This window comes from Psychrobacter sp. NPDC078929 (assembly GCF_050267985.1).
Classification (GTDB): domain Bacteria; phylum Pseudomonadota; class Gammaproteobacteria; order Pseudomonadales; family Moraxellaceae; genus Psychrobacter.
In genome coordinates, this window is sequence record NZ_JBNNFX010000014.1 from 1 (window position 1) to 19491 (window position 19491).

The following is a 19491-nucleotide window of genomic DNA, read 5'->3' on the forward strand; positions in this document are numbered from 1 at the left end:
AAGTTTTTACGCCAAGGTTGGATGGAAAATGACTTATCTAAATTGTTTTATGATATTCATCCAAAACATAACTCTTTTGTAGTGCAGTGACTATAGCTTTGAGACTATAAAGCCGCTGAAAATAGAGCGGGAATAGTCGCATGATTAGAGAGGTTGCAAACGGCAAAGGTAGATGAAATGGCTCATCTGATTAACCAAACAAGTTTGAAAAGATAGTAGTCATAATATAGATGAGTTTAATTTAATTTAACGTTATTAACTGAATTAGGATTGAATATGACGCTAAAACGAACCGTCGGCATACTACTGTTCAATGAAGTAGAAGTCTTGGATTTTGCAGGACCTTTTGAGGTGTTTTCGCTGGCTGAAAATGCTACCCCTGCTAGTGATGATAAGTACTTTGAGGTTATCACTATTGCCGAGAACCAAGCAACGATATCCGCTAGGAATGGTCTACAAGTCATTCCTGACTATAGCTTTGCCAATCATCCAGACATTGATGTCTTAATCGTCCCCGGTGGTTACGGTGCCGAAAAAACAGAAATATATAATAAGGTAGTAATTGATTGGATTATCACTCAAGCAAGTTTGGCAGAGCTGACGCTTTCAGTGTGTACAGGAGCATTGCTATTGGCTAAGGCAGGTTTATTAACTGGTAAGTCAGCAACCACGCACTGGATAGATTTAGATAATTTAGCATCCTATCCTGATATCGATGTGATCTCGCATACGCGTTTTGTAGATGCTAGTGACGATACTGGTAATATCATCACATCAGCGGAGATAAGTGCAGGCATCCACGCAAGTCTATACTGTATAGAAAAATTAATAGATAGTGAAATCATGCGTGCAACAGCACATCGCATGGAGTTCGATATTGACTAAGTGAATTGTTAGATAGGTGAGTGAATGGCTGTTTACTGGTACAATAGCGGTCAATATTTTTGATAATTAAAATAAGTCATAAACCATCTTGGAGTTTATATGAGCGTAGAAAATCTATCTGTAGCAACAAGCACAGCATCAAAAAAAGGTGTGGTTATTATTGGTGCAGGACTGGCAGGCTGGCATGTCATTGATGCCATTCGTGCCAAAGACACAGATATCTCCATCACCCTAATCACAGCTGATAGTGGCGACCGTTATCATAAGCCGATGTTGACGATGGCAATCAGCCAAAACAAACGCGCATCAGATTTGGTAAGGGCATCTGGTAGCGAAGCGGCTAAGACAGCAGAAGTGACGTTGTTAGCCAATACGCAAGTGACAGATATCGATCCAGTGAGCCAAACCGTACAGGTACGATCTACTGCGCAATCAGATGACGCATTGACGACTATCGGCTATGAGAAAATGGTGCTAGCGATGGGTGCGCATCCTATCTTCCCTAAAAGTTTGCCGCAAGATTTGGTCTGGCATGTCAATCATATCGAGCGTTTTAGTCAGCTACAAGAAAAGCTAGCAACAGGTAGCCAGCACGTTGCGATCGTTGGTGCTGGTATGGTGGGTACAGAAATCGCAGAAGACCTACTTAAAGCTGGTCATAAAGTAACGCTTATTGATTTAAATGATGCACCGCTTTCACAGATGCTACCAGCGAAAGCGACCGCACGTATCGCCAAAGCAATCGAGTCGCAAGGTATTCAATTCTTAGGTGGTTATCAAGTATCAGCTGTTACTCGTGTTGGCAGTAATGACGACGATAGCGAAGATGCCGAGAAGCTACAAGTAGACTATGCCCCATTATCATCGGATGCAGACAATGCTGATATTCAGCCGCTCGAACCACTGATTGTAGATCATGTGATTGCCAGTACAGGTCTGACAGTCGATGAGCAATTACCTACGGCGGCTGGTGTAGAATTCGATCGCCGTACAGGTATCGTGGTGGATGCAGCGACGTTGCGTACCAATGCAGCGAATATCTATGCCATCGGCGACTGTATGTCTATCAACGGGGTTGCTTGTCGTTATGTTGCGCCATTGCGCGCGCAGGCTGCGACTATCGCTGATGATATCTTAGGTCACGAGCACAGCGGTTATGATCATAAGCCGCCAATGATTCGCCTTAAGAACAAAGCCATCTCTGTGATGGTGACGGGTGTACCGCAAGCAGTGGGCAATTGGCAAGTGAAGACTGAGAATGATGATGAGCTAATCATGGATTTGCTCGATGATAATGAAGCCGTTAGCGCAACAGTAACGATTAAAGCGCCTGCAGTTCCTAAAGCATAACGATTGCAATACCGTTTTTTGAAAAACTAATAAAGGACATCGTTTATAAGTGATGTCCTTTATTAGATGCTTTCCAGAAAATTCAGTTAAACGACAGTGTTGATGATCGAGCCAGCCCATTACTTATAATGTGGCTGGCTTTTTTGTGTCAAAAACTTGCCATGATTCTATGTTACCTTTTACTAAGTAGAAAGGCAGACTGCCTAATTAAATGATACATACTGTATTGATATTGTTGACAGGCTTTCATTGATGGCGTTATAGTAGCTGAATACTATGTAAGACCTGCCCAAGGAAGAAGGTTTGCACGCAGGCTATTAATAAGCGCTATTTATAAATAATATAAAAAGTAAAACGAAAGGACTCGTTATGACTCAAACTTCTGATTTCGATTCGACTCGCGTTGACTTCGACACTATTTTAAGCAACATTCCTAGTATCAATATGGGCGCACGCTCAGCCAATGCACCACTTACTCAAAGCTATGACAAAGGTCCTGATGTACCGCTGATTGAAGCGACAATCGGTGACTTTTTTGATGCTATTGTTTCCAAATATCCTGAGCGCGAAGCACTGGTCGTCCGCCATCAAAATATCCGTTGGACATATCGTGAGCTACAGCAGCAAGTAAATCAGCTAGCCAGTAGTATGATTGAGATGGGACTAGAGATTGGTGATCGTATCGGTATTTGGTCGCACAACAATGCCGAGTGGTTGCTCATGCAATTGGCCACGGCAAAAGTCGGCGTTATCCTCGTTAATATCAATCCTGCCTACCGTACTTTTGAGCTGCAATATGCCTTAAATAAACTGGGCTGCTCAGCGCTCGTACTGATGCGCCATTTCAAAACCAGTGACTACGCCAGTTTAATTCGCGAGCTGTGTCCTGAGATTTACCATAAAGATTACACTCAGCTTGATTTGGTCGAGATTCCAACGATTGAACGCATCATCTGGATTGATGAGCCAGAGTCGGACGAGATCTTTGGTTTTATGCAAAAATTCTCTGCGTGGATGAGCGAGGGCGATGCCAACGATCCGCGTGTTGCCGAGCGCCAAGCCCAGCTTAAAAACACTGATGCCATCAATGTCCAGTTCACCAGTGGTACGACTGGTACACCAAAAGGTGCCACCTTAAGCCATCGTAATATCTTAAATAATGGCTACTTTATCGGTGAGGCCATGAATCTCACTGAAGAGGATAGGCTGTGTATTCCAGTACCTCTGTATCATTGCTTTGGTATGGTGCTTGGTAATCTAGCGATTCTCACACATGGCGGCTGTATCGTATATCCAAACGACGGCTTTGAGCCATTGACCGTATTGCAGGCAGTCGAAGAAGAGAAATGTACAGGTCTGCACGGCGTGCCAACGATGTTTATCGCAGAGCTTGACCATCCTGAATTTGAAAACTTTGATTTGTCTACCTTACGTACTGGCATAATGGCTGGCTCTAGTTGTCCGATTGAGGTTATGCGCCGTGTCATCGATAAGATGCATATGAGCGAAGTCACCATTGCCTATGGCATGACAGAGACCAGTCCTGTATCTTGCCAGACCAATGAGCATACGCCACTTGATAAGCAAGTCTCGACGGTAGGACTGGTACAGCCTGCGCTTGAGGTGAAAGTCGTCGATACAGAAACAGGTGAAATTGTACCGCTAGGCGAGACAGGTGAGTTGCTCACACGAGGCTATTCAGTGATGAAAGGCTATTGGGGTAGCCGTTTTAAAACGCGTGAGGCTATCCAAGATGGTTGGATGCATACGGGTGACTTGGCCACAATGGATGAAGACGGCTATGTCAAAATCGTCGGCCGTAGTAAAGATATGGTGATTCGCGGCGGCGAAAATATCTATCCAGTAGAAATTGAAAATTATCTCTATCGCCATCCAAAGATTCGTGATGTGCAAATCGTGGGTATACCAGATGAGCGTTATGGTGAAGTACTTGCGGCATGGATTATTCCAAAAGAACCTGGCTGCTTGACTGAACAGGAAGTACGCGAGTTCTGTAGCGAGCATATCGCTCATTATAAAGTGCCAACTTACTATCGCTTTGTGACTGAATATCCAATGACCATCACTGGCAAGATTCAAAAATATAAAATCATTGAGCAAATGAAAGAAGAGTTGGGTTTGTAGTAAGCTTACTTATCTGCTCTAAAAAACAAAAGACTAACCATATTCATTTCACTATAAAAGTATTACAGCATTAACCTCGCTTGAAGTATCACACATACATCTGCACTCGGTTGCCTTGTACTACTTTTAAATTGAATCGACTATATGTGAGCAACGCTTAAAAATAGCAGTTAGTATCATTTATATAAAAAGCTACTCACATCTACGTATCTATCTATGTATAAGAAAAAAAGGGATATCATGAGCGCTATCATAACCAGTAAACTGAGTCCAAACTCAAGCGATTTTCAGCAAAACAGTGCCGCGATGCAAGAGATAGTCGATGACCTGTATGTACACTTGCGTAAAGTTGCCCAAGGTGGCTCAGAGCGCGCACGAGCCAAGCATCTAGCGCGTGGTAAGTTGTTACCACGTGAACGCGTCGAGCGTTTGTTGGATGTAGGTACACCTTTCCTAGAAGTGGCACCGATGGCTGCACATGATATGTATGGCGAAGAGATTCCGGCGGCTGGCGTGATTGCAGGTATTGGCCGTATCAATGGCATCGAGTGTATGATTGTCTGTAATGATGCCACGGTAAAAGGCGGCACGTACTACCCAATGACGGTCAAAAAGCATCTACGAGCACAAGAGATTGCGCAAGAAAACCATCTGCCATGTGTGTATCTGGTTGATTCAGGTGGTGCCAATTTACCGAACCAAGACGATGTGTTCCCGGATAAAGAACATTTCGGCCGTATCTTCTTTAACCAAGCCAATCTGAGTGCGGCAGGTATTCCACAGATTGCTGTGGTTATGGGCAGCTGTACGGCTGGCGGTGCTTATGTGCCTGCCATGAGCGATGAATCTATTATCGTCAAAGAACAAGGCACTATCTTTTTAGGTGGTCCACCACTGGTTAAAGCAGCGACGGGTGAAGAGGTCACGGCAGAAGATTTAGGTGGCGGCGATGTACATACCCGACTTTCGGGCGTGGTCGATCATCTAGCGCAGAATGATACGCACGCGTTATCGATTGCGCGTAATATCGTCAGTCACCTAAATCGCCCTGCGAAAAATATTCCTAATCAAATCACAGCGCGTCCGCCACGTTATGATGCTAAAGAATTGTACGGCGTGATTCCAACGGACAAGCGCAAGCCATTTGATATCAGAGAAATCATTGCACGTATCGTTGATGACAGTGCCTTTGATGAGTTTAAAGCACGCTTTGGTACGACGCTGGTCTGTGGATTTGCTCATATCGAAGGGATGCCTGTTGGTATTATTGCCAATAACGGTATCTTGTTCAGTGAGTCAGCGCAAAAAGGTACTCACTTCATCGAGCTGTGCTGTAAGCGCAAAATTCCATTAGTGTTCCTGCAGAACATTACTGGCTTTATGGTGGGTCGTAAATACGAGAACGAAGGGATCGCTCGTCATGGCGCCAAAATGGTAATGGCAGTGGCCAATGCAAAAGTGCCAAAGTTCACGGTTATCGTCGGTGGCTCGTTCGGAGCTGGTAACTACGGTATGTGCGGTCGTGCTTATAGCCCGCGTTTCTTATGGATGTGGCCAAATGCCCGTATCTCTGTCATGGGCGGCGAGCAAGCTGCATCAGTACTGGCAACGGTCAAGCGTGATAATTTTGATCGCAAAGGTGAAGCGTGGAGCGATGAGGACGAAGCGGCATTTAAAGCACCGATTCGTGAAATGTACGAAGAGCAAGGTCATCCGTATTATGCTACCGCACGCATGTGGGATGACGGCGTAATTGATCCTGCCGATACCCGTAATGTATTGGCTTTAGGACTAAGCGCTGCATATAATGCACCGATTGAAGAGACGACATTTGGGGTCTTTAGAATGTAAGACTTCTAAGGTCTTCTCATAGTAAGCGACTACGGCGTTAACCTTATTTAAAGTATGATTGGTACATCTACGCTTAGTCTTTGTACTTGGTTTCCTTGTATTAACATTATTATGGATTGACCAAGAGTTTGTTTGAGTATTTACATAAAAAATATAGAGAAAGTTATGCAAAAAGATAGTGATAAAAATTATAAAAGCCTACTGGTTAATGTTGAACAGCACGTGGCTACGGTGACATTAAACCGCCCTGAAATACGTAATGCCTTTAACGATGAAATGATAGCCGAGCTAACCGATGCATTCAATACGCTTGGTGCTGATGATGAAGTACGTGTCATTGTGCTAGCAGCAGCTGGCAAGGCGTTTTGTGCAGGCGCTGACCTCAATTGGATGCGTGCCATGGCGGATTATAGCTATGAAGAGAATCTAGCGGATGCTGATAAATTGGCGCAAATGCTTAAGACTATTTATGAATGTCCTAAGCCAACAGTCGCGGCTATTCAAGGCGATGTATACGCAGGTGGCATGGGTTTAGTTGCTGTTTGCGATGTGGCTATCGCCGTTAAGATTGCTAATTTCTGCCTCAGTGAAGTGCGTTTGGGGTTGGCACCTGCCACTATCAGTCCTTATGTTATCCGTGCGCTAGGCGCTAGAGCGTCGCAGCGTTACTTCTTAAGTGCTGAGGTATTTGATGCTAAAAAGGCACGTCAGCTTGGTTTTATCCATGAGCGTGTTAGCGAAGAAGGGCTGGCCGATGAAGTGGCTGCATTCTGTAATAAGGTCGTCAAAAACAGCCCTGACGCGGTAAAAACCTGTAAGCAACTATTACACAATATCGCTGGTGCACCTATTACAGATGAGCTTATTGCTGACACGGTTAAAGGTATCGCTGATATCCGCTCATCAAAGCAAGGTAAAGAGGGGGTGCAAGCGTTTTTGCAAAAGCGTAAACCTGATTGGCTAATGGCAGACTAACTAGTAGTAGAACAATGATAGGCAAATAGACAAGACGTCAAATAATAACGACAAGACACAGGGATAGTTATGTTTTCTAAAATTCTAATCGCCAACCGTGGTGAAATTGCTTGCCGAGTGGCCGCGACTGCTAAGCGTCTGGGCGTCAGTACCGTTGCTGTTTATTCTGATGCGGATCGTGAGGCCAAGCATGTGGCCGTCTGTGATGAAGCTATCTATTTGGGTGGTTCGGCACCAAAAGACAGTTATCTAAAAGGCGATGCTATTATTGCGATAGCGCTTGAAACGGGCGCTCAAGCGATTCATCCGGGGTATGGGTTTTTGAGTGAAAATGCAGACTTTGCGCAGGCTTGCCAAGATGCTGGCTTGGTATTTATTGGCCCATCGGCAGATGCTATCCGTGCTATGGGTGGCAAGTCTGAGTCCAAGCGCTTGATGGAGTCAGCTGGTGTGCCGCTGATACCGGGCTATCATGGTGACAATCAAGACGCACAGTTTTTGCAGCAGCAGGCCGATAGTATTGACTATCCTGTCTTGATTAAAGCGAGTGCAGGTGGTGGCGGTAAAGGTATGCGTATCGTTGAAAAAAGCAGCGATTTTATTGACCTGTTAGATTCATGTCGCCGTGAAGCGATTACCAGTTTTGGCAATGATCAAGTATTGGTTGAAAAATACGCGCTAAAACCACGTCATATTGAAATTCAAGTATTCGGTGATACGCATGGTAATTATGTGCACCTGTTTGAGCGTGATTGCTCCGTGCAGCGTCGCCATCAAAAAGTATTAGAAGAAGCGCCGGCACCGGGTGTCGATACGGCCATGCGTGAAGCGATGGGTACGGCTGCAATTGAGGCGGCGCGTGCGGTTAATTATGTCGGCGCTGGCACGGTTGAGTTTATTGTGGAGCAGCGCGAAGGCACGATGAATTTTTATTTCATGGAGATGAACACGCGCTTGCAAGTTGAACATCCGGTCAGCGAAGCCATTACTGGTGTGGATTTGGTCGAGTGGCAGCTGTTGGTTGCTGCGGGTCAGCCATTGCCAAAATCGCAAGACGATTTGACGATCAATGGTCATGCGATCGAAGCGCGTATCTGTGCTGAAAACCCTGACAATAATTTTTTACCAGCGACAGGAACGTTGTTTACCTATCAGAAGCCTGAGCACAGCACCTTTGTCATTGATAAAAACGGCGCTGATGTGCGTATCGATGATGGCGTACGCGAGGGTGATGTCATCAGTCCCTTCTACGATTCTATGATTGCCAAGCTTATCGTCCATGCGCCCACACGCGAGCAAGCGTTGGCGAGACTAGATCGTGCATTGGCGCAGACGCGTATTGTGGGTCTACCAAATAACGTGGCATTTTTGCGTTATATCTTAAATACCGACTCATTTAACAACGCCAATCTTGATACGGCATTGATAGAGCGTGAGCAGGACAAGCTGTTTGATCAGCATCCGCTTGGATTATCGACGCTTGTGGTGACGGCTATTACGCAGCAGCTTGCGAGCGAAACCGTATTACAAAAGATAGACAATGACCCCTTTAGCAAGCCTACTGGTTTCCGTGCTTATAGCGATTATACTCGTTCATTTAGCTTGGTGTATGATGAGCAGTCCTATTATGCCCGTATCAGTAACTGGCACAATTCGAGTGGCGCTGAACGCAAAAAGGGCGGTGACAATCTCAGTAGCTTTGCGCTTGTCATTGGTAAAGAAATCGCGAATACGCAGGATGATAGCAATATCAATGTCGCCGCTCAGACTGAAACGGTTTATGAAGGCCAAGTCAGCTATGATAGCAGTGATGCGCACAATCATACCTTATGGTTAGAGGGTGCACGTATCAGTGCGCAGAGCTGGGTTAATAATGAGACAGTTTATGCGTTCACAGATAGCGGACGCGATGAGATTACCCTGATTGATGTGATGGCACATGTGGGTGAGGATACCGCAGCGGTTGGTAGCTTAAAATCACCGATGCCAGGGCAAGTCGTTGCCTTTAAAGTTGCGGTAGGCGACACCGTCAAAAAAGGTGAGTCACTTGCGGTCATCGAGGCCATGAAAATCGAACATACCATTACCGCACCAACTGATGGTGTGGTAGCAGAGCTATTATTTGCAGCAGGTGATTTGGTCGCTGATGGTGATAAGCTACTGCGTATCGATAGTGAAAGCGAATAGAAAAGGACAATAAGCATGAGCCACTCGTATCCAAGCCATGTCACCATCGTCGATGTCAGTCCGCGTGATGGATTGCAAAACGAATCCATGACGGTACCGACCGAGGTTAAACAAGCCTTAATCAATGATTTAATTGCAGCAGGTGTCAAAAAATTGGAGGCGACCAGTTTTGTCTCGCCAAAGTGGGTGCCACAAATGGGTGATAACAGCGCACTACTTGATGCGCTTGCGCCAACGCGGCAGAAGGACGTTTGTTACTCAGTACTCGTGCCCAATATGCGCGGCTTTGACAATGCGATTGCCTACCGTCCTGATGAAATTGTTATTTTTTGCTCAGCCAGCGAAACCTTTAGTCAAAAAAACATCAATTGCAGTATCGATGAGAGTATTGAGCGTTTCGCGCCCGTTGCCGCTGCGGCAAAAGCGCAAGGTATTAAAGTACGTGGCGTCATCTCTTGTACGGTTGGTTGTCCCTATGAAGGCGAGATTGACCCAAGCCAAGTAGCCTATGTGACCAAGCGTCTGGTAGAGATTGGTTCAGAGCAAATTGGCATTGCCGATACGATCGGTGTGGGTACGCCGCTCAAAGTACAACGAGCATTGCAAGCTGCACTTGAGTATGCTGATATCTCTATGCTATCAGGTCATTTCCATGATACTTATGGCCAGGCACTAAGCAATACTCTGGCTGCCTTGCAGATGGGTGTGAGTGAGTTTGATACCTCTGTCGCTGGCTTGGGCGGTTGTCCTTATGCCAAAGGCGCAACGGGTAATGTCGCGACCGAAGATGTGGTGTATATGCTGCATGGCATGGGTATCAGCACGGGTATCGATTTGGATAAATTGGTCGTGGCAGGCGAGCGTATCAGTGCGTTCTTAAAGCGTCCGAATGGCTCAAATGTGGCGCGTGCCATCATTAATAAACGTAAGTCTTAAAAAATTATCGTAAAAATTAAATACTAAAAACAAGGAATGGTTATGAGTTTACCTGGATTAAATTTTCAACTTGGCGAAGATATTGACGCGCTACGTGATGTCGTACAGCAGTTTGCGGCAAACGAGATCGCTCCACGTGCTGCTGAGATTGATAGCAGCGATGAGTTCCCAATGGATTTATGGCAGAAGATGGGTGACCTCGGTCTACATGGTATTACCGTTCCAGAAGAGTACGGCGGATCCAACATGGGCTACGTCGCACATATGGTCGCGATGGAAGAGATCAGCCGCGCGTCAGCCTCGGTGGCGCTCAGCTATGGTGCGCACTCAAACCTATGTATCAACCAAATCAAACGTAACGGCTCTGAGGCACAAAAGCAGAAATATCTGCCAAAGCTAATCAGCGGCGAGTTCATCGGTGCATTGGCAATGAGTGAGACAGGCGCTGGCTCAGATGTCGTCAGCATGAAGCTCAAAGCCGAAGAAAAAGACGGCAATTACATCTTGAACGGTAGCAAAATGTGGATCACCAATGGCCCTGATGCGGATGTGATGGTGGTCTATGCCAAGACCAATCCTGAGATGGGCGCCAAAGGTATGACCGCCTTTATCGTAGAAAAAGGTATGGAAGGGTTTGGTACCGCGCAAAAGCTCGATAAGCTTGGCATGCGCGGCAGCCACACGGGTGAGATGATTTTTAACAATGTAAAAGTGCCAAGCGAGAATATCTTGGGCAATCTCAATGAAGGCGTAAAAGTGCTGATGAGTGGCCTAGATTATGAGCGTGCCGTCTTGGCGGCAGGGCCTATCGGTATCATGCAGGCGGTGATGGACAATGTCGTCCCTTATATCCATGAGCGCAAGCAGTTTGGTCAAGCAATTGGTGAGTTTCAGCTTATCCAAAGCAAAGTGGCTGATATGTATACTATTTTGCAGGCAGGACGCAGCTTCTTATATACCGTGGGTAAAAACCTCGATATGCTAGACGCGCACGGCGCAGGACACAGCCGAGAAGTGCGTAAAGACTGTGCAAGCGTGATTCTATGGTGCGCCGAAAAAGCCACATGGATGGCAGGTGAGGGCATTCAGATATTTGGCGGTAATGGGTATACCAACGAGTATCCACTCGGTCGCTACTGGCGCGATGCTAAGCTGTATGAGATTGGCGCAGGTACTAGCGAGATTCGTCGTATGCTGGTCGGTCGTGAGCTGTTTAACGAGACCAAATAAAAAAGGGTTAGGGCAGTAGCTAGCAAAGCTTTGACCTTATAAAAGAGAAAAGTATCTAATAAAAAAGCAGCACGCTTTAAACGTGCTGCTTTTTTTGTCAGTGTGACAGTATGATGTTGAGTTATCTATGACGGATTATGGCTTATTACGATAATCAAAATACCGTGCCAGACCATTTAATAATAAATCATCGCGCAAGCGTACGGGGCGATTGACATGCTGAGAGATAGTGGCCGCATCGCCGCCTGTCATGATCACTTCAAAGTTTGGGTGACGACGACTAATCTCATTAACCGCACCAACGATAGAGAGCAAGATACCGCGGTGCACCGCATCTTGGGTGGTCATGCCTTGGCTGACACTATCAAACGTGCCGTTAGAGATGGTGATTTGCTTGGTTCCAGAAAACAGAGACTCGCGTTGTAGGTAAATACTGGGGAAGATATAACCACCCAAATGCTCAGCGTGATCAATCAAGTCAATAGTCACCGCCGTACCGCAGCCGATCACGCATTGGCGTTTTTTCTTATCGACGGCGCCGAGCATCTGTAGCCAGCGATCACAGCCGAGCTGCTGGTCATTATAAGCACTTTTCATAAGCGCATGCGCGGCATCAACATGGACAAACTCAAATGGAATGTTCAAACGACTGAGCGTCTCTGACACTTTAGCATTTAGCGCATCGCCCAGTACGGATGAGATACCAATAAAATCGGGCGCATAACGCTCAAAGCGGTCAGTCAGACCCATGAGTAATTCAGCGGGTGCTTGCAGATGCTGCTTGGCATCATGTGAGACTATCTGCCCGATATCGTCGGTCAGCCAGTATTTTAGGCGGGTATTGCCAAGATCAAGCCAGAGCATAAAAATCCCTTTATATAGCGCTCGTTAATGATGGTGCTCGTCAGTGTTATGATTAAGCCTAGGGCGTGTCCCTAATAAATAACGTCAATACGTCCAGTAAAAAGCGTAGAAATCTTACCGTTATCTTGCTGTAATTGCAAACACCCATGAGTGTCGACACCGCAAGCGACTCCCGTCATGACTTTTTTCTCATTATTATAGTCTTGGGTAACGCGCAATCGCAGACCCGCTAGTGCGTCCATCGCAGCAAACTGCTGCAAAAATCCATCTAAATAATAGGTATGCCCCGTTGGTTTTTCGATGGTCAAATGCTCAAATCGAGTCATCGCTGCCATCAGTGCTTTGCTCATCTGCTGATACAATGTTTGTAAGTCTGGCAGGCGAGTGGCTTGTGTTGCTGGCTGCAGCACTGCATAGATATCTTGGAGGCTGATCGCTTGATAACTCATCCCCTCAGACGTTTGAGCGGTGAGTGTTGGCGCAGCTTTTACATTTAACCCAATGCCTAGCACCACACCAACCAGCTTACCAGATTTGGTCACGGGTTCTATCAAGATGCCAGCGAGTTTTTGAAAGGGTAGTGTTTGCTGATGTGCCTCACCGCTATCCAATAATGCACGCTTAACATCTTGAGATGGATAAAACCCCAAATCATTTGCCCATTTCACCCCAATTGGCGTCAGACCTTGCGCTTGTAGTTGCTGATTTACGGTTTGGATAACAGGCATTTTTGCCAGCTCAAGACCAATAATCAAAGACAATAAACCACTAATCGGCATATGCACCGGATGATATAGCGACAGATAAACATTGCCGCGCGGTGATTGCCATGAGCGCCCATGTTGTCCACGTCCCGCGCTCTGCGTCTCTGCGGTCAAGACGTGTACGGTAGCAGCATCTAGCGTGCCATCTTGCAGCGCTGCGATCAGCTCGCTATTGGTCGAGGCGCTACTGGCAACGTGGCGGTGGTTAAGCTCGGATAAAGCGGGAGAAAAATTGGTGAGTGGTGGCATAAGTTTAATCGATGTGGTTAAAGGAAACTTTGATATACTGAGCGATTGTTGCGGTCAGACAGTACCGAGTAAACAGCATAAAGGTCACGCTGAGATTTGGCAAATACAATTAAGCACGCCTAAGCGCTAGTAAGTACTATAGCGCCAGTCAGTATTATAAAAGGTTCGTTCTATGATGTTATATGTGTGGTTTGTGATTGCAGGCGCGTTTGCCGGTGTCAGCGCGGGCTTGTTTGGCGTCGGCGGCGGCATGATTATCGTGCCCGCATTGGTTTGGATTTTTATCGCATATGACTTTTCGCCAGAAGTAATCACCCATCTGGCCATTGGGACGTCACTGGCGACCATCGTTGTGACCTCAATCAGCTCACTGACTGCACACAACAAGCGTGGCGGCGTGCGCTGGGAAGTATGGCGCAAGATGGCGCTTGGATTGGTCATCGGTAGTTTGGTCGGCGCTAGTATCGCGGATATGATTGATGGACAAGCACTACAGGCTATCATTGGTTTCGGTGCGCTATTGGTCGCGCTAAAAATGCTGTTTTTTTCGAATAAAGAGCAAGTGGGTAAACCGTTACCATCGGCCGGCATCCAGTTTGGTGCAGGTTCTGGCATTGGGATGGCGTCCTCTATTTTTGGCATTGGCGGCGGCAGCTTGACCGTACCGTTTTTGAACTGGGCAGGGCTTCCGATGAAACAGTCGGTCGGCACATCAGCAGCATGCGGTCTACCAATTGCCTTGGCTGGGGCAGCAGGGTTTGCTTGGTTCGGTCAAGACGTGGTCAACCTGCCTGAGGGTACGATAGGGTTTGTCCATGTCACAGGATTTTTGTTTATTTCAGTCGCCAGCTTTGCGATGGCAAAAGTTGGCGCCAAGCTTGCCCATGTCTTACCTGCACTGATGCTTAAGCGCGCATTTGGTATGTTGTTAATATTTGCTGGAGGGCAGTTGTTATTGAGTGGATTAGGTGTTTTATAGCAATAATGAGTTTTTATAAAATTAGTATGCAAACCGTGAGATATTATTAGTATGAAAGCTGCAGAAAAATACCGCCGTGTTTTCGGCTCAATGAATCATCTAAAAGACCAGTTATCATGGACGACGGGTCTCTCTAATATGGTAGAGTTTTTGGCATGGGAGCCGCAGCGTATTTTAGGTATTACTAAAAAGCAATATGTACGCCAAATCATTGAGTGGGCATCTCACCCAGATTTGAAAGATAAAAATATAGAAGAAATTGAGCAATCAGTCATCAAAAAGCTCAATACAAAAATGAATGAAACTGAGCAGCTAGAGACGTATTCAACGCAAACGATGGGTATCTGTAATGCGAGAGAAGCCGTGCGCCGCGTAACGTTCTTTTCTGAGGATTACCTAAATAAAGAGTTCGATATCTTTTTGAGTTTGTGCAGTGATGTTTATCTGAACTTATTTTATCAGCAATTTATTAGCTTTGAGCCAAGTGGGTCATGGTCGACACATGGTAATAGCGACATGTTTGAAAACAGTACAGAGCTAAAAGCAATGTATATGGACAACCTAGCCTACAACCATCAGGCGAATGTATTGATAGCGAATGAGTTAAAACTCGCTGGTCGGAAAAACCCAGACCCAATCCTAAAATACTGCTTGATGTACGAGCATTTATTAGAAAAAGGCTTTATCGATAAAGGGGCAAAATTTTTGCTGTTATTTATCGGTGGTGATGCGCTAAAGCAAAACAAGCAAACGCTCGTAAATAGGGAGCTGGCTCTGTGTCATAAACGGCCAAGAAAGTATCAGCATTTGCTAAGACCAGAGCTGTTAAAAATAGTCGATCATTTAGAAGTAGCAAGTATCACATGGTCAGCCCTTATTGAGTTTAATAATCGCTACTTAGCAGAAAATGACACCTGCCAAGTGGAACAAAAACTGCTACGAGGGTTCCATCAAAGCCTTGAATCAAAATCGTTTATGCAGTTAGCCGTTTAACCCTAAAAACCCAGCACAATTTCAGGTAGAATAGCCGCCTGTTTTTGCTAAGTTTATTGACTCTTCATGCGTTTAAAATCTCTAAAGCTGGCAGGCTTCAAATCCTTTGCCAATCCAACCACTTTTACTTTTCGTCATGGCATCACTGCCATCGTCGGGCCGAACGGCTGTGGCAAATCCAATGTGATTGATGCCATCCGCTGGGTGCTAGGCGAAACCTCTGCCAAGCAGTTACGCGGCGGGGCGATGAGCGATGTTATCTTTGCTGGTACGCAGGATAAGACAGCCAAAAGCGTCGCCAGTGTCGAGCTGACGTTTGAGCATACCCAAGATGAGCAGACTGGCATTCGCCACGAGTTTAACTTGTACCAAGAGCTATCGGTTCGTCGTCAGGTAAATAAAGATGGCCGCTCAGATTATTTTATCAATGGTACGCGTTGTCGTCGCCGTGATGTGGTCGATGTGTTTTTAGGTACGGGGCTGGGTGCACGTAGTTATGCGGTAATTGAGCAAGGCATGATTGGGCGCATTGTTGAGTCTAGTCCTGTGCAGCTGCGTGAGTTTATTGAAGAGGCGGCAGGTGTCTCGCGCTACCAGGCTCGCCGTGAAGAAACGCAAAAGAAGTTAGAGAAGACAAGGGACAACCTAGCGCGTTTGCACGATATGCAAAGCGAGTTATTGCGTCAACAAAAGACACTGTCTAAGCAGGCGGCCAGTGCGCAGCGTTACGAAGAATTGGCATTAACACTAGCTGATATCGAGCAGCAGCTCGCCATTCAACAGCTCTATCAAGCTAAGCAAACGCATCAACAGCAGAAAGTAGCGCATGAACGTAGTGCTACGGAGGTGTCGACACTACAAGTTGACTACGACACGCTCAAAGCTCAGCAAGATAAGCTCACTGCGCGTATCAATCAAGAGCAATGGCTCAAAGACGATGCCCAAAGCGCTCACTATCAGCAGCAGCTCGGCTATCAACAAGCGGAACATAAGCTAAGTGATGCTAAATCACAGCTGGCTACTATTGAGCAGCAACTGTCTGACTTGGCTCAGCAACGTGCACAATCACTCGCTGATATCGAACGCCTCAACGCTGAACAAGCTGAGCAGAATCAAGCGCTAGAAGCCTTGCGTCCGCAGCTGACTGAGCTAACAGATAAACGTGATAACTATAAGCGCAATGAGCAGCCACTACAACGCGCGTGGCATGAAGCGCAAAACAATCTGTCACGCTTACAAGATAAGGCCCGTTCGCTTGAGCAGCAGCAAGCTATCAACACTCAAGCACAAAAACGCCATCAGCAAAGCTATGATAAATGGCAACGCCGCGAGCAAAACTGGCAAAACCTGTGGCAGCAATTACAGCAGTCTATAGCGCCATCTAGTCGTACTAATGTGAGTAAGACGGATGATGCGCAAGATCTAAGTCAGGTGCTAGAACAGCAAATCACTGAGCTAAGTATGCAGTTGCAGCAGGTTAAGCGTCAATACGAAGCCGTCGATGAACGATTATCCGAGATACAACCGCAAGCACATAGCTTGCAGCAGAGACTAAACGCACAACAGAGTGAGCTGAGCGATAATGAAAAGCGTCATGCGCTACTGGCAGGCGAATACGATACCCTGCATCAAATACTGCATCCGAAACCTACACAACAGCAATCAGCAAAGACCCAAACTACTGCGAAAGATAAGACGGATAACAATGGCATACATCATCAGCCGTTAGCCATTGCAACGCTACGTGAGCAAATTGAGCTAAGTGCGAAGGGGCAGGAGTATGCGCCGCTACTCGATAGTATCCTAGCATTGTGGCTAGATAGCCATGTGCTGGTTGCTAATCAACAAGCTAATCAAATCAAGCAATCAGACGTTAACAACGCTAATAGCATTTCTCAGAAAACTGATAGCCTCTGGCAAGTGCTTGAGCATGACATTGCAGATTTACGGACTTATCAGACGGCACAAAATACGCCTGCCAGTGCAAAAGATAAAACTCTAATAGAGACAGGTCATAGCTTATGGTTGCCAACTGCGAAAAGTGATATTAGTGACCAAGAATTTGTCAGCGAATTGCCAGACAATTTGATTGATAAAGTGTTGCCATTATCGCAGTTGATTACTCAGCCGCTACTCTCGCTATGGCAGCAGTGCTATATATATACGGCGCAGTTTGAGACCAGTCAACAGAATGAGATTGACACACTTACTGATGTACTAAAATTATTACCATCGTCCGCTATCCTACTTACCGCAGATGGTTGGCTCATCAGTCGTCATGGAACGATTAATTTAAGCAAATTCGCTGGTGCGCAAGATAATCAAAGTGATAGCAGCAGTCAATTTCTCACGCAGCGTTTGCAGCAGCGCACTCGTTTGCAAGCGTTAGAAGACTTGCTTGATGAGTTTGAAAGCAAAATACAAGAGCAGCAAAAATCTATTGCAAAAGACCAGCGCGATTATGATGCGTTGATGGTTAGCTTGGAAGAAACGCGCGCGCAAGCTGAGCAGTTAACCCGTGATAAGCATCAATACCAGCAGCAACTGACGACCGAGCGAGCCAATGCTGAGCGGTTGCAAGCGGATAGCCAGCGTTTGAACGCTGATAAAGCAACGCTTGAGCAAGAAAAGCAAGAACTGGTACAAGAGCAACAAACCCTTGAGCAAGAACAACAGCACATTGAAAGTGAGATCGCCACACTCACTCCGCAAATAGCAGAGGCACGAGCGACAACTCAGCAACTGCAAGCTGAGCGCAGCGATCTAAACCGCGCGCGTCAAGTCGATGATGACGCGTGGCAAGCACTGCAGCTGCGTATTCAGCAATACGAGATGCGTTTAGAACATAGTGTTAGCAGTCTGGATCGTGCGACTGAGCAACACGACAAGTCGTTAGAGAATGAGCAAAGTCTACAGATGCATCACGATCAGCAGCAGGCCAAGTTGCCAGAGCTACAAGCAACGCTACAGTCTGCCCAGACAACGCGCGATGAGCAGCAAGTGCTATTGAACGAGCGTGATACTGCGCTAACAGCACTAAAACAAACGTACGCTGAGCAGCAGACAGCATTTGATACATTGCAAAATACATTGCAAACGCAGCAAAGCGAGCTTGCCCGTCATGCTACTGAGCTGGCACTGAGTGCTGCACGGTTAGAGGATGCTAGCGCACACACGCAGAGCGCTTTAGATGCTTATTATCGTGTGAGTCATAAATATAAAGCGCAAGCTGAGCAACCTCGACAAAGCATGAGCGTCTCAAACTTGCTAGCAGATTTTATCGCTCATGATCGGCGCGTCCGTCCAGACAAAATCGCTGAGCTTGAATCTGAGCGCGCCAAGTTGACCCAGCAGTTGAGCAAGATTGGGCCAGTTAATTTAGCAGCGGTCGCAGAGTTGGCCGAGGTAAACGAACGCCTAGATCCACTCGCACAGCAGACGGCAGATATCGCGGCCAGTATGCAGACATTGACTGAAGCGATTGCCTCTATTGATGAGACGACCAAGACACTGTTTATGCAGACACTTGATGCGGTCAATAATGAGCTGGCCAATTTATTTGCCAAAGTCTTTGGCGGTGGACAAGCTAGCCTGACGTTGAACACTGACGAGATGCCAGCCAATACGCCAAAGTCAGAACAGTGGCGCGCAGGGCTTACCTTAATGGCGCAGCCAAAGGGCAAACGCAACAGTCGCTTAGCGGTATTATCGGGTGGTGAAAAAACCCTTACCGCGCTAAGTTTGATTTTTGCGATATTTAAGCAGCATCCTGCACCGTTCTGTGTGCTTGATGAAGTTGATGCACCGCTTGATGATGCCAACGTCGCGCGCTTTACCAGTCTCATTCATGAGTTAGCAGATGATTTGCAATTTATTTTTATCAGCCATAATAAATTGACGATGCAAATTGCTGATGAGCTAAAAGGTATTACCATGCCAAGTGCAGGCATTTCTACACTAGTCAGTGTGTCGCTTGATGAAGCTGCGCGTTACGTAGAGAGCTAAGAGTGAAATAGTCGACATTAAAAGTGCTATGAGAATCAGCGCGATGCAAATATAATCAATCAATTGGCATAAATGCAA

General features: G+C 46.3%; 13 protein-coding genes. 11 read left to right on the forward strand and 2 right to left on the reverse strand.

The genetic code is table 11. The features are described from left to right. The first annotated feature begins 276 nt into the window (after window positions 1-276). The 8 genes from ACQKCG_RS08895 to ACQKCG_RS08930 all read left to right on the forward strand — a co-directional run bounded on the left by ACQKCG_RS08895 (window position 277) and on the right by ACQKCG_RS08930 (window position 11559). Window positions 277-885 carry a DJ-1/PfpI family protein gene (locus ACQKCG_RS08895; RefSeq protein ID WP_101205581.1) on the forward strand — a complete coding sequence of 203 codons (609 nt, stop codon included), beginning with the start codon at window positions 277-279 and terminating at the stop codon, window positions 883-885. A 99-nt stretch (window positions 886-984) separates the two neighbouring features. Beyond that, window positions 985-2235 carry an FAD-dependent oxidoreductase gene (locus ACQKCG_RS08900; RefSeq protein ID WP_101205582.1) on the forward strand — a complete coding sequence of 417 codons (1251 nt, stop codon included), beginning with the start codon at window positions 985-987 and terminating at the stop codon, window positions 2233-2235. A 369-nt stretch (window positions 2236-2604) separates the two neighbouring features. Beyond that, window positions 2605-4380, forward strand: a complete 1776-nt coding sequence (locus ACQKCG_RS08905; protein ID WP_101205583.1) for an AMP-binding protein — start codon at window positions 2605-2607, stop codon at window positions 4378-4380. A 240-nt stretch (window positions 4381-4620) separates the two neighbouring features. After that, complete coding sequence (locus ACQKCG_RS08910) at window positions 4621-6231, forward strand: carboxyl transferase domain-containing protein (RefSeq protein WP_101205585.1); 1611 nt, start codon at window positions 4621-4623, stop codon at window positions 6229-6231. Window positions 6232-6396: 165 nt separating this feature from the next. Continuing rightward, window positions 6397-7206, forward strand: coding sequence for an enoyl-CoA hydratase/isomerase family protein (locus tag ACQKCG_RS08915; RefSeq protein WP_101205587.1), 810 nt, complete (start codon window positions 6397-6399; stop codon window positions 7204-7206). A gap of 69 nt (window positions 7207-7275) precedes the next feature. Next, window positions 7276-9393 carry an acetyl/propionyl/methylcrotonyl-CoA carboxylase subunit alpha gene (locus ACQKCG_RS08920; RefSeq protein WP_134292793.1) on the forward strand — a complete coding sequence of 706 codons (2118 nt, stop codon included), beginning with the start codon at window positions 7276-7278 and terminating at the stop codon, window positions 9391-9393. Window positions 9394-9408: 15 nt separating this feature from the next. Further along, complete coding sequence (locus ACQKCG_RS08925) at window positions 9409-10329, forward strand: hydroxymethylglutaryl-CoA lyase (protein ID WP_134292794.1); 921 nt, start codon at window positions 9409-9411, stop codon at window positions 10327-10329. Window positions 10330-10371: 42 nt separating this feature from the next. Next, a complete protein-coding gene (locus tag ACQKCG_RS08930; RefSeq protein ID WP_134292795.1) occupies window positions 10372-11559 on the forward strand; it encodes an isovaleryl-CoA dehydrogenase in 1188 nt (395 codons plus the stop codon). A 135-nt stretch (window positions 11560-11694) separates the two neighbouring features. Here ACQKCG_RS08930 and ACQKCG_RS08935 read toward each other — a convergent pair whose 3' ends face one another. Further along, the gene (locus tag ACQKCG_RS08935) at window positions 11695-12423 is read right to left on the reverse strand and encodes a pantothenate kinase (RefSeq protein WP_134292796.1); all 729 of its coding nucleotides are present in this window, start codon (window positions 12421-12423) and stop codon (window positions 11695-11697) included. 71 nt (window positions 12424-12494) lie between these two features. Continuing rightward, entirely contained in the window at window positions 12495-13436 is a 942-nt protein-coding gene (locus ACQKCG_RS08940; protein ID WP_134292797.1) for a biotin--[acetyl-CoA-carboxylase] ligase, read from the reverse strand. A 175-nt stretch (window positions 13437-13611) separates the two neighbouring features. Here ACQKCG_RS08940 and ACQKCG_RS08945 point away from each other — a divergent pair, with 175 nt between their 5' ends. The 3 genes from ACQKCG_RS08945 (at window position 13612) to ACQKCG_RS08955 (ending at window position 19413) form a co-directional block, all read left to right on the forward strand. After that, window positions 13612-14415, forward strand: coding sequence for a sulfite exporter TauE/SafE family protein (locus ACQKCG_RS08945; RefSeq protein WP_201556100.1), 804 nt, complete (start codon window positions 13612-13614; stop codon window positions 14413-14415). A gap of 51 nt (window positions 14416-14466) precedes the next feature. Continuing rightward, window positions 14467-15408 carry a hypothetical protein gene (locus ACQKCG_RS08950; protein WP_134292799.1) on the forward strand — a complete coding sequence of 314 codons (942 nt, stop codon included), beginning with the start codon at window positions 14467-14469 and terminating at the stop codon, window positions 15406-15408. Window positions 15409-15474: 66 nt separating this feature from the next. Then, entirely contained in the window at window positions 15475-19413 is a 3939-nt protein-coding gene (locus ACQKCG_RS08955) for an AAA family ATPase (protein WP_134292800.1), read from the forward strand. The last annotated feature ends 78 nt before the right edge of the window (window positions 19414-19491 follow it).

What these genes read in the sequence shown, in the direction of transcription:
- ACQKCG_RS08905 (WP_101205583.1), top strand. Translation starts at nt 2,605, where the DNA reads ATGACTCAAACTTCTGATTTCGATTCGACTCGCGTTGACTTCGACACT.
- ACQKCG_RS08945 (WP_201556100.1), top strand. Translation starts at nt 13,612, where the DNA reads ATGTTATATGTGTGGTTTGTGATTGCAGGCGCGTTTGCCGGTGTCAGC.
- ACQKCG_RS08900 (WP_101205582.1), top strand. Translation starts at nt 985, where the DNA reads ATGAGCGTAGAAAATCTATCTGTAGCAACAAGCACAGCATCAAAAAAA.
- ACQKCG_RS08910 (WP_101205585.1), top strand. Translation starts at nt 4,621, where the DNA reads ATGAGCGCTATCATAACCAGTAAACTGAGTCCAAACTCAAGCGATTTT.
- ACQKCG_RS08930 (WP_134292795.1), top strand. Translation starts at nt 10,372, where the DNA reads ATGAGTTTACCTGGATTAAATTTTCAACTTGGCGAAGATATTGACGCG.
- ACQKCG_RS08925 (WP_134292794.1), top strand. Translation starts at nt 9,409, where the DNA reads ATGAGCCACTCGTATCCAAGCCATGTCACCATCGTCGATGTCAGTCCG.
- ACQKCG_RS08940 (WP_134292797.1), bottom strand. Translation starts at nt 13,436, where the DNA reads ATGCCACCACTCACCAATTTTTCTCCCGCTTTATCCGAGCTTAACCAC.
- ACQKCG_RS08920 (WP_134292793.1), top strand. Translation starts at nt 7,276, where the DNA reads ATGTTTTCTAAAATTCTAATCGCCAACCGTGGTGAAATTGCTTGCCGA.
- ACQKCG_RS08955 (WP_134292800.1), top strand. Translation starts at nt 15,475, where the DNA reads ATGCGTTTAAAATCTCTAAAGCTGGCAGGCTTCAAATCCTTTGCCAAT.
- ACQKCG_RS08915 (WP_101205587.1), top strand. Translation starts at nt 6,397, where the DNA reads ATGCAAAAAGATAGTGATAAAAATTATAAAAGCCTACTGGTTAATGTT.
- ACQKCG_RS08950 (WP_134292799.1), top strand. Translation starts at nt 14,467, where the DNA reads ATGAAAGCTGCAGAAAAATACCGCCGTGTTTTCGGCTCAATGAATCAT.
- ACQKCG_RS08895 (WP_101205581.1), top strand. Translation starts at nt 277, where the DNA reads ATGACGCTAAAACGAACCGTCGGCATACTACTGTTCAATGAAGTAGAA.
- ACQKCG_RS08935 (WP_134292796.1), bottom strand. Translation starts at nt 12,423, where the DNA reads ATGCTCTGGCTTGATCTTGGCAATACCCGCCTAAAATACTGGCTGACC.